Here is a 13306-nt window from a genome sequence, read left to right on the forward strand (position 1 = left end):
CCAATTCTCCACGCTCGCACGGCGATTTGATGCCGTTCATAGCATTAGCTGCAGTAGCGAGCTCAGCATGTACGGGCCAAACAGGAAGAATACGGCCAGTGCCACGCTGGCCGGCCACGCCCACAGCGGGATATCCGCGTCTTTGCTCCAGTTGCCTTTGCCTGCGTGGTCACGGGGTGCGATGAGGTCTGCGGCTTTGCGGGCCACCTGGGCAATGGACGGCAGAATGCGGCGGCGCGCAGCCGGCGCGGATGCAGTGATTGCGTTCATGTTGCTTTCCAAGGATCGGCCGCGACATAGCGGCGGTTGAGGTATTCGCAGGCGGGGACCAGGGCCACCGCCGCCAAGGCGAACAGGGCCAGGCCCCACCAGATGGCGGGGATGGTTGAAGGCATGGGGATGTGCGCGGGGGGGGCGCGTGGTAGTCGCTGGGTGCCGTTTACGTATCCGGCGCTGCTGGGTCAGCCGTTGCTCGCATCTCGCACAGGATTCCCAACGTCCCATGCCGTGGCGTTCACGCAACCACGCGGCCCGATTGCCCTTGGCGTTCGGTATTGAGGCCCAAGTCTTTGTCTCTCGTCGGGCGGCGAGTCGCAGGCCCAGCGGGTTTGCTGCCGTGGGGTATCTGCGTTGGTCGTGCGGCTTCGGAGAGCGGGCCAGGCAGGTAAATCCTGAAAGTCACTTTCTGCGCCGGTGACGGTGCGGAGCCGGCCCGCTCTCCTAAGCCGCCCCGGGAGCGACATGATCGCAAATTTAGTTGTTGCGATGCCCCACTTGGCAGCGCCTCCTGCGCTTCGCATTCGGAGATTCAAAATGTGTCATTGGATGTAGAATTGCTTCGTCCGGAATGAGCCGCGACGACGGACGAGGGGGAAACGGGAATGGTCAAGAGAAGGCGATTAGCGTGGATGATTCGATCGGCATGGGAGAAATGCGTCACCGAACAATATGTTCGGCAGACGGTGAATTCCGAGGCAGCGCTACAAACATGGTTTTGCACATACCTGCATGAACAGATCAACGCGATGCAGCTTCCCTGGCGACTGTTTGTCGAGCCGCGCGTTGTGCTGGAAGGAGAACCAGGCCCGGTATTTCCAGATGTCCTCGTGTGCAATGAGCAACGCGCCATTGGTGCGATTGAACTGAAGTACCTCCCGCGGGGTGAAGCCAAGTTCGTGAAAGACATGCAAAGCTTGTCCCGGCTCGCGGCCAAAAGTGGAAAGGGCGGGGTGTCCGTTTCCAACGAACGGTATAGAGGTCCTAACCGGCGCGAAAAGCGGTATGAGCTAGCCGCCGACGCTTTGCTTGTGTGGGCGGCAATAAGCGCGAAGGAGATTGATTCAAGCCGCATTCGCGAAAGTTTTGACAGCGCCCATCTCCTTTTGCTTCAGTCACTGACTCACGATCACGACTCGCCGACTCTCTTGGTAGATCCCGCCGTGATGGAGCTTCGGGAACACGAGTTGTTGGAGGGCTGAGGCGTAGTGGTCTAGTAACTCCCACGAGAATGGCCTTTTCGCCTCGGTTTAGATCTACTTGTTGATGCTGCTACCGAAGTTGAAGACGTCGATCAGTTCTTCTATGAAGCGTACGAGTGCTTCGAGCATGGCATTGCTCCGTCGTTTGAGGTTGGGGAGGTCGTCGGCAGCCGGGGCTAAACCGGCGCGCCCGTCACATGAACGTTAGGGGCGCTTCGCGTGCCAGACGGCGGCGAGCAAAGTTGGTGTAACGTAATGAATCTTAATGCGTAGATTTGATTTCGCCTGCCGCGGATCATTGATGAATTTCCAGGAGATTTAATGGCTACGGGGTTTGAATGGGTTCCTTTCTTTGAGGAGCTGGCAGACAAATTGCTTGCATATCGGCATAAGCAGCGTGAACTGGTCCAAATTCTGGAATCAGCGGGAGTCAACGGGCTGGTTGACCAGGACTCACTGGGGCACGACGTCCCTCTGGGAGAGATTGACCCGTTTACTTTCTTGGCGTTATTGAACAAGCAGTCATTTGTTGCACGGACCCGAGCTCTGGCTGTGGTCCAAGAGCGACTTGGCATCCGCGCCGCCCTCCCCACGCAATTTCTTGGAGTTCCCAAGGCCGACCCTCGTCAGACCTGGCTGTTCCCGTATTTGTACGACCGAGCGAACGACGACATCGATAAGCTTTGGGACCTGTTCGAAGAGGTTCAGTCAGGCAATAGAATCACTGAGCCGGTCTTCGCTAAAGCTCGAGGTGTCAAGTACGCCGGCCGCGCGAAGTTGACGCAGGCAATCTTCAGAGTGGCGCCCCGAAAATTTTTCCCGGTGGATGGGCAGACCACTGGTTATCTGGCTGGGTTGCAGCTACCGCATGCATTCGAATCAGCGAGGGAGTTTCAGGAAATCTGCGCTTTGGTCAAGAAGGCGGTGCCCAAACCGCTCTACGAACAGTCGCATGATGCTTGGTATGCAAACAGAAAAGCACCGCCTAGCCCGGAATCCGAATACCAGAGCAAAGTGATGGAAAAGGCGGCGAAATCACAAAGATTCGTCGAACCCAAGGGTGGCGTTCCGGTACCGAAAATCGGTAGAAGTGGCATCAGCGAGAGCGGCTATAAGCGGAAGCCCGCAGTGGCGGCCGAGGCCCTGCGGTTGGCTAAATTCAAGTGCGAAATCGATCCCAGCCACCAAACCTTTACGTCGCACTCCACCGGCAAGTCATACGTCGAGGCCCACCACCTGATTCCTTTTAGTCTTCAAGGTAGCTACCCAGTCTCCCTTGACGTCACTGCGAACATTATCGCCCTTTGCCCCAACTGTCATAAGCGACTGCACCTCGGCAGTCCGGTGACGAAGAAGGAAGATATTCTTGCACTGCTGTCTGACCGAAAGGACCGACTGTCAGAAAAGAAGCTGAAAATCGGCCAGTCGGAATTACTGAAATTCTACAAAGGGGATTTGCTCGAAGAGGACGCCTGAACTTTCGGAGGTTTTGCAGCAGAATCGAAAGAACCGGGGTTATCGTCGCCACGCCCGGCTGGGCGTTGCTTGGCAGTTGAAGCCCAAGCACACAGGGTCCGGGGGCGTGCTGGCGCCTGGTTGTCCTGTTTCGCCCTTCCTCCCTCGCGGGGGCGGGCGGCATAAGTTGTTAAAGAGCGGTAAACAAAAGTTGATGAAATAGTAAACATTAGTTTTTGTTTGGTCAACAAGTGTTGATCTAAAGGCGAAAAAAAGCCGCCCCTGACTGGGCGGCTGTTCGCTTTGAGTTGTGGCTAGTGTGTGCGGTGCTTGCTAGGCGGCACGATGGCGCCGATTGCGTGAATCTTCTCCACCTGGCCTGCATGTAGGCTCATGCGGATTTCGCCGTTCACAGAAAGTACTTCAATGTCCCCGCCCCGGCGGCGTACAAGCAGTTCCTTGACCATCTTTCGACCATCTGCCAGCTGAAGGGCCACATATTCGCCGGGCTCAATAGCTGCGTTCGGCTCGACGACCACGTACCAACCATTGCGAATAGCGGGCTTCATGCTGTCGCCCCGAACGCGCAAAACATACGCTTCAGGGTCTGTTGAGGCGTGAAGAATAAAGCCGTCTCCATGTCCGTCTGGGTACGCCAGTTCCTCATAAAAGCCGTTCTCGCCAAGTTGTGCCATGCCTACTACCGGAATCAAACGTCCAGGCGTTGCTCGCCCGACATATTCGGGGGGAGGCTCTGCCACAAGGTGTTTAAGGGGATCGGCCGGCGCGGAGATCGTGTGCGCCCGCCGCTCGGCCTCATCAAGTAGCCGCTGGGCCGCATCCAAACCCGTCAGATCGGCGTCCTGCAGTTCTTCAACTGATAAAGCGAAGGCGCGTGCGATCCCAGCCGCGAAGCTCGACTTTTTACTGTCGCGCTTTTCGAGTTGATCGACGGTTTGCCCGCTGGTGCCCGCAAGTTCTCCAAGGGCGTCATGCGTGAGTCCCTTTGCGAGTCGGAGAAAGCGGATGTTCTTACCCATTGCCATGGGGCGCACCTTATCAACATTGGTTTATAAATTCCATCAACGTAAGTTGACCTTTTAGTAAACACTCGTTTACCATCAGGCAACTTCAGTAGATCGAATGACGGACCTATGACACTTGTTCAGTTCAAACATCGCCCCGCATTGGAATTGGCATGCAGTCTTGCTGGGTCCAAAGCGGCGTTGGCGCGGTTAATCGACGCACTACCTCAGCAGATCGGCAACTGGCTCACGCGCGACAAGGAAATTGATCCCGTGTACTGCGCCCGTATCGAGTCCGTGCTTGAAGGCCAAGTAACTCGCCAGCAGCTTCGGCCCGATGACTGGCAAGCCGTTTGGCCCGAACTGGCCGAAGAGGCGAGGGCGGCATGAAGTCAACGAGCCATCCAGCCATGAGGGCCTGGCGGCGCGCCGGCTTTTTGCAGCGCTTCATCGCTGACTCCCAGGTCCCCAAAACGATAGTTGGTTTTACAGGCCGGGCAGCTCGCCACTGTTTGCGCGCGGTTGTTGAACTGGAGTATCGATTTCACCGCGTGGTTATCCAGGCAGCCGGGGCAAACGTAATGCTCAGGCTCGGTGCCTCGGGCTGCTTCTTTTACCCGAAGAACGACCGTTCCAGGATAGGGGGCATGAAGCTCGTATCTGCTTCTATCAGCTTGGCGTTCTTCAAGCTTTCTAACTTCACCTTCAAGGTTGTGCACGCGAGTCAAATACGCGCGCTCGCGCTCGGTGGCCTCAAGGCCGTCCTTTTGCATGGCGAGCACCTCAGCCCCCAGTCGTATCAGTTGAGCGTTCAATTCATTGGTAGCAGACGCGATCTTTGCATCATCCAGTGTGCGTACAGCCGTTTGATAAAGGCTGACCGACTGCGATATTCCGGACAACAGGGCCATAGGGTCCATGAGAGTTCCCCCAACGTAGAAAAGAGTGGCGCAGGAGACCCCGATTCTACGTTGCACGGGAACTCTGGCGGGGAGGGCGCACGACGGAATCAATGCCCCGAACTGAATCGCTTTTGGCAGCCGCTGAACAGGAACCCTCCCATGCATAGCCTCTGCCTAAAACGAAACAACTGTCGCACGAGCGCTGGGTGCGGATTGGTATTCGGTCTTGCATTCAGGGCACGTGAGTTTCGAGTGCCAGCCGTATGCGATCTGGAGTACCGCCTTCTTACCAAGGTTGTCCATGCAGGGTTGGCAAAGGCTGTGCGGTGGCTCTCCATTTGCGGCCGATTCCTTCAGGCGAAGGACGAACGTGCCGGGATGGATTTCTTTCATCTCATATCGGTCCCTGTCAGTGGCTTGCTTTTCCAGCTCAGCGACACGTTGGCGAAGAGCGCGGCATTCGTCTTCCGCCGAGCGTTCCGCCTGGGCGCTCGCAAACAGTTTCTGTTGGAGGTCCAGACAGGAGTTCTGAACCTCGATCAATACCCGTGTGATTTCCTGCTTGGCGTCGGAGATCTTGCGCTCATCTCGTGCACTGAGTGCGTTTTGCGCCAGGCCGATGGCGGCGCTGAGGCTGCTGAAGGCGGAAGCAATGTCCATGGTGCCCCTTATGTATCGGGAGTCAATGACAGCATCGGCTCGACATCCGGGGGCGCGGAGCCTGATGCGAGAAGCGAGTTTCTTGTCAGTGCGTCGGCCCTGGTTGACCTTGAGGAAGCTCGCTTTCCAGCTTCTGAAGTGCCGACTGCATTTGCTCTATCAGGTCTCGAAGCTGCCCAGGCGTTAAAGCGTAGTGCCGGCCGGGGTTGGCCTCTTCCGGGCGTTGCATTGGATTCGTCAGGAAATCGAACTTGATTACCGCCAAGCCAAGTTGTGGGACGGGTCCAGCCGTCCAATTCGCGACAGGGAAAAGCGGAATGTTTTCAGCCATGGTCAGCCCCCTCCAATAGGGGCGAAAGTTTTGTGTGAGAGCAACCATTCTAAGGGGCTGACCACCCATTTTCAGGAGAGAGCGCATGGACAGCGCGACGACGCCGGCCCAGCCGGCACCGCAGCCGGTGGCACTGGCAAAGCCTAGCGACAAGATCCAGATTGGACCGCTGGACGTGTAGGGCGCTTGTTGTTTTTCCATGCGGCGAATCGTAAAGCCGCTGCTTAGCAATAGATACGTTCAGGAATCGAAGAAATGAACATCACCACTGCGGCCGATTTGACGGTGCATGAATACAAGGGCGGCAGCGAGTCGCTGGGTCCGCTGGTTGGGATTTCGGCCGCCGTGCTGCGCAACAAGGTCAACCCGAACAACACCACGCATCACCTCACGCTTGCTGAAGCTGACCGTGTTGTGCGGATGACGGGTGACGCGCGGATCTTGGCCGCGTTTGCGCACAGCAACGGCTATCTGCTGGTCAAGGCACCCGACAACTGCGCTGAAAGCGACGTGTCCGTGTTGGAACAGGTGGCCGCGCTGATGGTCGCCCACGGCTCCTTTGGTCAGGAGGTCTACGACGCTTTGGCAGATGGAGGTGTCGATCAGCAAGAAATGATGCGCGTGAATGCGGCCGGCCGTGCCTTGATGGAAGCGGTGGCTGGTGTGGCGCGTCGCCTTAGCGGGATGGCCGACCAATGATGCAGCGTGGAACTTCTGGTGTACCCGTGCGGGCGCGTATCGCGTCCACGGAGCGTAAGGGGGGCGCGCTGGCGCGTGCGGCTGGGCAACTCTGCGGGAACGATCGGTTCCAGGCCTGGGTTGTTGCCCGCATCGGCGCTGCCCCCCAGGGCGTGACTGGTCAGCAGCATGCCGCGCAGTTCGTCCGAAATGCCTGCGGCATTACCAGCCGTGCGCAGCTGGATCACAACGCCGAAGCCGCCACGCTCTTTCATGAAGCCGTGCGCAAGCCGTTTGTGAAGTGGAGCGGCGTCTATGGCTGACTGCCTGCACATGTTCCGGGGCTACCGCGTGCCGCCTGCCACCGTGGAAGCAGTCAAGCAGGCCATCATCGACACCCCGCGCCGCGTCGATATCAAGGCGCTACAGGGGATCGTCCTGCCTGCATTGGTGGCGGTGGACCCCTGGCCCAGCACATCGCGCGCTGATGCTGCCGCCCGTGCGATTGAGTCGTTTCTGTTCGATGCGAGCCAGGCCGGCCTGGTCAAGCGCCGCACAAACGGCTGGAAGTTTCCGTACTGGTGGCGGGTCAGAGCGTCGTCGGGGGCGGAATGTCGTTGATTCGCCGCACGCCCCTCAAGAATAAGACCCCCATGAAGCGCGGTGCGGCCCCTCTACAGCGTTCGGCCTTCAAAGCCACCGCGAAGCCACTGCCGTGTCGCCGCAAGAAGCCGCGGGCGACTAAGACCATGTACCGCAATCGTGCCTTGCTGGATCTTGCCAATGGGATGCCCTGCAAGCTTCAGGTGCCTGATGTGTGCTGCGGTGACGCCGCCACTGTGGTTGCGTGTCACTCGAACCAGTCGCGTCATGGCAAGGCCGGATGGCTGAAAGCGCACGACTGGGCCACTGCGTGGGGCTGCGCTACGTGCCACGCCTATATCGATCAGAACCAAACCGGCGCCAGCTACGACGAGAAGGCGGCGCTGTGGGAGGCTGGATTTCATGAAACTCGATTGACCCTGATCGTGCTGGGGCTATGGCCCCTTGAGGCCGAGATTGGGTATCGACAACTGTATGGAGAGACGTCATGAGCGTTCAGGGCATGACATGGGCGCTTGCTCAACGGATCGTCAAGGAGCCTACCGCCCGGCACGTGTTGCTGTGCCTGGCCAACTATGTGGGGTCCAAGGGCGAGGGCGCATTTCCCTCTGTGGCGACCCTGGCCGAAGACACCGGCCTATCGACGCGGACGGTGCAGAACAAGCTGCGCGAGCTGGAGGCTATGCAGGTGATCCAGCGCGGCAATCAGGATTTGGTGGCGGCCTACATCCGCCGCGCTGATCAGCGGCCCGTTTGCTATGACATGGATCTTTCACGGGGTGCACCAGCTTCGCCCCGCGTGGAACATTCTGAAGATCAATCACGGGATGAACGTGCTGCACCCCGTGACGAACGGGGTGAATCTGACGACGCCACGGGGTGCAGCTCACGACGTCACGGGGTGAATCTGACGACGTCACGGGGTGAACGTGCTGCACCCGATCCGTCATTGAACCGTCAAGGAACCGTCAATGAACCTAAAGGCGTGCGCAAGCGCTCGCCGGGGTTCGACCCGATGTGCGTGGAATTGCCGGACTGGCTGGATGCGGACCTGTGGGGGCGCTGGGTCCGTCACCGCGTGCAGATCCGCAAGCCGCTGACCGAAGAGGCCGCCAAGCAGCAGATCACGGACCTGGATGAATTCCGCAAGCAGGGCCACACGCCGCAGGCGGTCATCACGAACGCCATCGGCAAAAGCTGGCAAGGGCTGTTTGCCCCGAACGGTGCAGCAGCTGGTGGCGCACAGCGTTCTGGCAAGTTCAACCCCACGGCACACGTAAACCGCAACCGCACCCGCGCCCAAGGAGGCAATGACTATGACGACGGTCGCACAATCGACGCCTGAGCAGGCTGTAAACCCGTGGCTGCTACCTCGCACGAAGCTTGACGGCATTTCGGCAATCGATCATCTGTGGAACCGGCTTTCTGGCACGTATGGGGGGCGCTGGCTCAAGGACTTCCCGGACATGGACAGCATCGAGAACTGGAAGACTGCTTGGGCCGAGGCACTGCACGATGACCATGTGACTCCGCATGAAGTTGCGGAAGGGCTGCGGGCCTGCCGTCGCTTGTTCCCGGACTGGCCGCCCGCAGCGGGCGAGTTCATCCGAGCATGCCGCCCAGACCTGGAGCCTGAAGTGGCGTTCTACACGGCCGTGGCCGGAATGGCTGCGCGTCACAACTGCGAGCAAGGCACGTGGCCGCATCCAGCGATCTTTTGGGCGGCCGTGGAAGTGGGGGCGCACGATCTCCAGCACTGCCCGTACAGCACGATGAAAGCCCGCTGGGAACGGACCTTGAACGAAGTCTTGGCCCGTGGCGAATGGAAGCCGATTCCCGAAATCGTCAAGACGTTGCCCCCACCGCCGATTACGGCACAGAGCCGTGCCCAGGCCGAAGAACAAATGCGCAAGATCGGTGCGACGGGGATCATGAACCAGTCCGGCCGCGATCCGTTGCGCGGGTGGAAGCGAATCATCGCCGAGACCCAGGATCCCAAAGGCAAACGCTACTCGCCGGGCATCGTTGCGATGGCGCGGAATGCGCTGCGTCTGGACGCGGGGCAGGGGGCGCAACCATGAGCGGCGCAATGGCACGCAACAAAGGCGCGTCGTATGAGCGCAAGGTTGCCAACATGCTGACCGAGGCAACCGGCAAGGTGTGGCGGCGGCGGGTGCGCAATGCGGTGGGCGATAGCGACGTGGTGGCGGACGATCCGGCCTTCGCGCGCATCAGCATCGAATGCAAGCACGCCAACACCCTTTGTCTGCCCGCATGGTGGCGCCAGGCGCAGGAGCAGGCCGGGGAGCAGGGCGTACCGGTGCTGATCTACAGACAGACGGGGGCGCGTGGCGAATCGGTGATGGTCGATGCCCACGACGTGAACCCAAAGATCTTTCCTGTCCGGGGGCGGTACACCGTCACGCTGGGGTGGGAAGCGGCAATGCAATGGATGCGGGAAATGCTTCCCGCGAAAGTGACTTTTTCCCCGGGAATTTATTGATGACGACCTATACGCTTTCTCGCGTACCTTCGGCCCCGGCCGTGAAAGAAAAGCCCGAGGCGCTTTTCCGTAGTGCCCATGCTGCGCTGGTGTACGCGTTGAATTACTCGATGCAGCAATATGACCGGCCGTTGATGAACAAGGCGATGTCCGGCAAGCCGGAAGGCGAAGGCAAAGGCCTCTCGGGCATTGATGGCGCAGGGCAGGCGGGCATGATACGCGCGCAACTGAATCGCCTGCCGCCCTTGTACCGCGCCGTCCTGATCGCCAGCACCGCACAGGCCGAATTCCCGTGCGATTGCAAGGCCGCTTGTTGCATTGGTCGAAAGGTGAACCCGGAATGGCAGCACGCTATGAGCGAGGTAACCACGGCGGCTGCGGCGGGCGCACTGTCGGGTTGCGTGTCGAACGGCCGATTGCGATCCGCGTTGATTCAGCGGTTGCTCGGTGCTAAAGCAACTTTGGCCGACCTAGCCGCGCGGCACGATGTCGATGAGAAAACTGCGGGGGCGCACAGCGCGAAGCTGAAGCGATGGCTTTTCGGGGGCGCCGGCGCAGCGCCAGGCGTGCATCAACAGGCGAGTCGAGCGTTTTCTGAATGTCTCCAGGCGTCAGGTTTGATCGATCCGGTAGACGCCTAAACAAAAAAGTCGTTGACCGGTGGTGTTTTTTCCCCCAATATAGGCGCAGAACGGATACGGTGTATTACTGCGTCCATGAAAAGCCCGCCAGCGAAATGGCGGGCTTTTTTGTTTGTTCGCGGCGATGCGTGAGGACTAATGGGCCACTTGTGGGGGGCCAGGGCCAAACCATCCCAAGGCATTCAGCAGCTGTCGCTTGAGGTCTGCGGCTTGCTCCCTGTCAAGAATGAAAACAAATGAGCCAGGCGTCTCCTCTGCGGCGGAATCCGCCAGGGGAATATGTTCGACGCGCATGATCACGGCGTTGAGTTCCCCTTCCAGTGCCCCCACTTCAAAGCTGACGGCGCGGGCGATGTTCGCTTCCGGATTATCAATCATGATGTAGCTCCGGAGTGAACCCCGCGGACTTTCACATTAGCACTCAGCCCACCTGCGGGGAATAGTGAACATGCGCCGGGCTGCCTAGCCTCTGAATCGCCCGGTACTGCGTTCCAAGCCAGCTAGGCCGGATCAGTCCGAGCCCTTTCTATCCCTGCTACGTCAGGCTGCGTCAGACGGCAGGCAACCGCGAGAAGCGCCGTCCCGTCAGACAATTGGTAATTGTTCTCGCCATGCCACGAAACGGGCTGCCCGTCCCGCAAGCAGCAATAGAAAAAGGCCTGTTGGCCATCGTCGCACGGCAGTGATCGGCATCTCCGTTCGATGATGTACGTCACCCCGTCGCGGTCAACTGCGACAAGCTCCATAGGCCGTTTTGTGTAGTGTGCCTCCATGACGCCCCTCCGTTTACTTTAGGGTCTGTTCCCAGATGTCATTTGGTCACTGTCGTCTTGGGGGGTCAATACAGCGTTAGCCCACATCCGATGCAAACACCGGCGCTAATCAGGGTTACTCCTATCATCGCGAGGTTTGCGCTACATGGTGAGGGTAAGCCCGGCTCCCTACATAATTGTGGGAGGAATAAAGTGCTTAAGTCGGTCAACGGGAGCCGCCATGAAGCCACCAAACGCACTGAAAGGCATATCTGCCGCAATCGGTCTGTTGCAGCATCGCGTAAACGCGCTGCGTGCAAAGAGAAGAGCCCTGGCTGTTCGCGAAATTGTTCGTTTGATGCGTCAGTCGCAAATCGAGCCGGATGACATAACGGCCGCATTTCAGCTTTCGTCGGATTCCTCGACTGCTCCGGTACCGCGCTTCGATGGACGATCTCGAGTCGCGCCAAAGTACCGAGACCCGGAGACGGGACAAACATGGACCGGGCGAGGTGTCATTCCACGTTGGCTCGCTGCCGCCGAATCAGAGGGCCGCGATCGCCGGCACTTTATCGTCGAACAGCCAACGCAACATTAGGCGCGGGACGTCGCACCGGACCTTTGCGGCTAAGATACTGAACCCGCACACAGGGCAGCGGCGCCTGCGTTTTCCACTGCCTCCACATCCGCGAGCAACCACAGGACTTTATCGACCAGTGCGGCGACTGTCCGTTGCTGCGCGCTTTAAAAGCGCGGACATATTTGTGGTGCTGATGGGAATGACAGGCCCTGGCGCGGATGTGTATTGAAGTTCTGCCCAAGCGCAGTCGGAGACGAGGCGGAAGTGGTCTTCGATATGTGAGAGGTTGACGTCACTGCCAACCGTTATCCTCATCCGCATAAATCTATCGCCTCGCGGCGGCTGATTCAGTATGTCCTCTAGAATTAAGGCAAGCTGTAGCGCTGCGCCATTCGCAGCCATATCTTGATGCGCCACAAGCAAAACCTGGATTGGTCCCTTCGGAAGTGGCTCCCACCCTGTGAAGCTTTCTTCAAGGGAAATTTCTTCGGGGCATCTAGAACATATGGCTGTGACCGTCTCCAGGTCGCCAACCAGTGCAACTAGAAATTCTGTAGTGCGGGATGAAGCTTCGCTCATAGGATGGGAATCACTTTCTTTCGTCGTGTGCGGGGAACATAAAAGTCTAAGTGGATCAGGGCTTTGCCGAAATGCACGCTTGCAGCTCGTCGAGGTGCGCGGGCTTGGAAAGCCATGCGTCTACTCCCGGAGGCAAACGCCCCGATTCGTATTCGCTGACCGTCCCGCTAAAGACAATGACGCGGGCTCGACCTCGGGACAGGACTTTTAGGTCAACGGCCAAATCTAGGCCAGACGTGCCGGCAAGCTGTACATCGAGCAGAATCGCATCGGGCGCAAAGTCAACTGTCGCACGTAGAGCGGCCTCATCGTCGGGGGCGATCTGGACGGTGATGTCGCTATCCATCATTAAGCACTCTGCTGTCAGCTCGGCTGTGGCCGCATCGTCGTCAACGATTAGAACGCGCATGAAGGCCCCCGATTTATCCGATTGAAATGTCCAGGCAGCGGCCGCGTTCGCGAGATGTCGCCCCATCGATTCCAGCTCTGAACTGTGCGCCCGATCTAGTAGGCGGTCAATCGGCGGCTTGTCCTTTTTGACCCTCCCTACAGGCCCTCTACCGATTTCTTTGGAGCCGTCGCCGCCAGACGGCGTGCGATTGGTGGCACCCGCCCTGAATTAATGAGGATGAAATGGCGAGACGAACCCTATTTCCGTGCCGCCATCGCGGCTGTTCCGCGTTGGTCCGGATTTCTGGTTTCTGCGACGAGCACGCCGCAGATGCAATTGGATGGAAGCGAAGTCATTTGCGAGGCAGCAGGCGTGAGCGTGGCTATGGGCCGGAATGGGATAGGCTGCGTAGCCTAATCCTTAAGCGGGACCGCCATCTGTGCCAGTGCTGCGACTGCGTGAACACGGCCCGTGTCCTGCCCGCAACGGAGGTCGACCACCGCATACCGAAGTCCGAGGGCGGGACGGATGCACCCGACAACCTGTGTGCAATCAACAGCGATTGCCACAAGCGCAAGACAGCCAAGGAAAGCGCCAGGGCACGCGCGAGAGCGAAGCCGTAGCGAATCCCCTCGGCGGTCGTCATCGTCTCGTGGCAGGCCGCTGCGGGCACACCAGGCGCCATGGCGCGGGCCTCCTAGGGAGGAGGGGGGGGGGGTCAATTTATG

21 protein-coding genes are annotated in these 13306 nt (G+C 59.1%); 13 read left to right on the top strand and 8 right to left on the bottom strand.

What is annotated here, in order from left to right; all coding sequences use genetic code 11:
- Positions 1 to 36 precede the first annotated feature (36 nt).
- Entirely contained in the window at positions 37 to 270 is a 234-nt protein-coding gene (locus ACNPP0_RS05425; protein WP_448705227.1) for a hypothetical protein, read from the bottom strand.
- Positions 267 to 395: a hypothetical protein gene (locus ACNPP0_RS05430; RefSeq protein ID WP_255695865.1), complete on the bottom strand. Its 129-nt coding sequence runs from the start codon at positions 393 to 395 to the stop codon at positions 267 to 269. The genes ACNPP0_RS05425 and ACNPP0_RS05430 overlap by 4 nt, the downstream gene beginning before the upstream one ends.
- A gap of 513 nt (positions 396 to 908) precedes the next feature.
- Here ACNPP0_RS05430 and ACNPP0_RS05435 point away from each other — a divergent pair.
- Positions 909 to 1478: a hypothetical protein gene (locus tag ACNPP0_RS05435; protein ID WP_448705228.1), complete on the top strand. Its 570-nt coding sequence runs from the start codon at positions 909 to 911 to the stop codon at positions 1476 to 1478.
- A gap of 321 nt (positions 1479 to 1799) precedes the next feature.
- Positions 1800 to 2954, top strand: coding sequence for an HNH endonuclease (locus ACNPP0_RS05440; RefSeq protein WP_279997574.1), 1155 nt, complete (start codon positions 1800 to 1802; stop codon positions 2952 to 2954).
- 293 nt (positions 2955 to 3247) lie between these two features.
- Here ACNPP0_RS05440 and ACNPP0_RS05445 read toward each other — a convergent pair whose 3' ends face one another.
- Complete coding sequence (locus ACNPP0_RS05445; RefSeq protein ID WP_448705229.1) at positions 3248 to 3979, bottom strand: S24 family peptidase; 732 nt, start codon at positions 3977 to 3979, stop codon at positions 3248 to 3250.
- Positions 3980 to 4087: 108 nt separating this feature from the next.
- Between ACNPP0_RS05445 and ACNPP0_RS05450 the strand changes: the two genes are divergently transcribed.
- Positions 4088 to 4348, top strand: a complete 261-nt coding sequence (locus ACNPP0_RS05450) for a transcriptional regulator (RefSeq protein ID WP_314359096.1) — start codon at positions 4088 to 4090, stop codon at positions 4346 to 4348.
- A 2-nt stretch (positions 4349 to 4350) separates the two neighbouring features.
- On the opposite strand, the gene ACNPP0_RS05455 is transcribed toward ACNPP0_RS05450, so the two are convergent.
- The 3 genes from ACNPP0_RS05455 to ACNPP0_RS05465 form a co-directional block, all read right to left on the bottom strand.
- On the bottom strand, positions 4351 to 4878 hold the full coding sequence (locus ACNPP0_RS05455; protein WP_314359094.1) for a hypothetical protein: 528 nt from the start codon (positions 4876 to 4878) through the stop codon (positions 4351 to 4353).
- A gap of 156 nt (positions 4879 to 5034) precedes the next feature.
- Positions 5035 to 5520, bottom strand: coding sequence for a hypothetical protein (locus ACNPP0_RS05460; protein ID WP_314359091.1), 486 nt, complete (start codon positions 5518 to 5520; stop codon positions 5035 to 5037).
- An 85-nt stretch (positions 5521 to 5605) separates the two neighbouring features.
- Entirely contained in the window at positions 5606 to 6052 is a 447-nt protein-coding gene (locus tag ACNPP0_RS05465) for a BssS family protein (protein ID WP_314359088.1), read from the bottom strand.
- A gap of 54 nt (positions 6053 to 6106) precedes the next feature.
- On the opposite strand from ACNPP0_RS05465, the gene ACNPP0_RS05470 reads away from it, so the two are divergent.
- The 8 genes from ACNPP0_RS05470 to ACNPP0_RS05505 all read left to right on the top strand — a co-directional run bounded on the left by ACNPP0_RS05470 (position 6107) and on the right by ACNPP0_RS05505 (position 10276).
- A complete protein-coding gene (locus tag ACNPP0_RS05470) occupies positions 6107 to 6550 on the top strand; it encodes a phage regulatory CII family protein (RefSeq protein WP_259246305.1) in 444 nt (147 codons plus the stop codon).
- Positions 6551 to 6702: 152 nt separating this feature from the next.
- Positions 6703 to 6852: a hypothetical protein gene (locus tag ACNPP0_RS05475; RefSeq protein WP_314359083.1), complete on the top strand. Its 150-nt coding sequence runs from the start codon at positions 6703 to 6705 to the stop codon at positions 6850 to 6852.
- Entirely contained in the window at positions 6845 to 7150 is a 306-nt protein-coding gene (locus ACNPP0_RS05480) for a hypothetical protein (RefSeq protein WP_314359081.1), read from the top strand. The genes ACNPP0_RS05475 and ACNPP0_RS05480 overlap by 8 nt, the downstream gene beginning before the upstream one ends.
- On the top strand, positions 7141 to 7623 hold the full coding sequence (locus tag ACNPP0_RS05485; protein ID WP_448705230.1) for a nuclease domain-containing protein: 483 nt from the start codon (positions 7141 to 7143) through the stop codon (positions 7621 to 7623). The genes ACNPP0_RS05480 and ACNPP0_RS05485 overlap by 10 nt, the downstream gene beginning before the upstream one ends.
- Complete coding sequence (locus ACNPP0_RS05490) at positions 7620 to 8477, top strand: helix-turn-helix domain-containing protein (RefSeq protein WP_314359077.1); 858 nt, start codon at positions 7620 to 7622, stop codon at positions 8475 to 8477. The genes ACNPP0_RS05485 and ACNPP0_RS05490 overlap by 4 nt, the downstream gene beginning before the upstream one ends.
- Positions 8449 to 9213 carry a replication protein P gene (locus ACNPP0_RS05495; protein ID WP_314359075.1) on the top strand — a complete coding sequence of 255 codons (765 nt, stop codon included), beginning with the start codon at positions 8449 to 8451 and terminating at the stop codon, positions 9211 to 9213. Before ACNPP0_RS05490 ends, ACNPP0_RS05495 begins: the two co-directional genes overlap by 29 nt.
- A gap of 8 nt (positions 9214 to 9221) precedes the next feature.
- Positions 9222 to 9635 (top strand): putative PDDEXK endonuclease, encoded by a 414-nt coding sequence (locus tag ACNPP0_RS05500; RefSeq protein ID WP_314359073.1) that lies wholly within the window; start codon positions 9222 to 9224, stop codon positions 9633 to 9635.
- Complete coding sequence (locus tag ACNPP0_RS05505) at positions 9635 to 10276, top strand: hypothetical protein (protein ID WP_448705231.1); 642 nt, start codon at positions 9635 to 9637, stop codon at positions 10274 to 10276. The genes ACNPP0_RS05500 and ACNPP0_RS05505 overlap by 1 nt, the downstream gene beginning before the upstream one ends.
- 135 nt (positions 10277 to 10411) lie before the next feature.
- Here ACNPP0_RS05505 and ACNPP0_RS05510 read toward each other — a convergent pair whose 3' ends face one another.
- Complete coding sequence (locus tag ACNPP0_RS05510; RefSeq protein ID WP_104145974.1) at positions 10412 to 10654, bottom strand: hypothetical protein; 243 nt, start codon at positions 10652 to 10654, stop codon at positions 10412 to 10414.
- Between the two features lie 732 nt (positions 10655 to 11386).
- Between ACNPP0_RS05510 and ACNPP0_RS05515 the strand changes: the two genes are divergently transcribed.
- The gene (locus ACNPP0_RS05515; protein WP_448705322.1) at positions 11387 to 11626 is read left to right on the top strand and encodes an H-NS histone family protein; all 240 of its coding nucleotides are present in this window, start codon (positions 11387 to 11389) and stop codon (positions 11624 to 11626) included.
- Positions 11627 to 12242: 616 nt separating this feature from the next.
- On the opposite strand, the gene ACNPP0_RS05520 is transcribed toward ACNPP0_RS05515, so the two are convergent.
- Positions 12243 to 12596: a response regulator transcription factor gene (locus ACNPP0_RS05520; RefSeq protein WP_189371711.1), complete on the bottom strand. Its 354-nt coding sequence runs from the start codon at positions 12594 to 12596 to the stop codon at positions 12243 to 12245.
- Between the two features lie 224 nt (positions 12597 to 12820).
- On the opposite strand from ACNPP0_RS05520, the gene ACNPP0_RS05525 reads away from it, so the two are divergent.
- Positions 12821 to 13201 (top strand): HNH endonuclease, encoded by a 381-nt coding sequence (locus tag ACNPP0_RS05525; RefSeq protein ID WP_104145970.1) that lies wholly within the window; start codon positions 12821 to 12823, stop codon positions 13199 to 13201.
- Positions 13202 to 13306 lie beyond the last annotated feature (105 nt).

The sequence above is a fragment of the Achromobacter semiaridum genome (assembly GCF_053543755.1).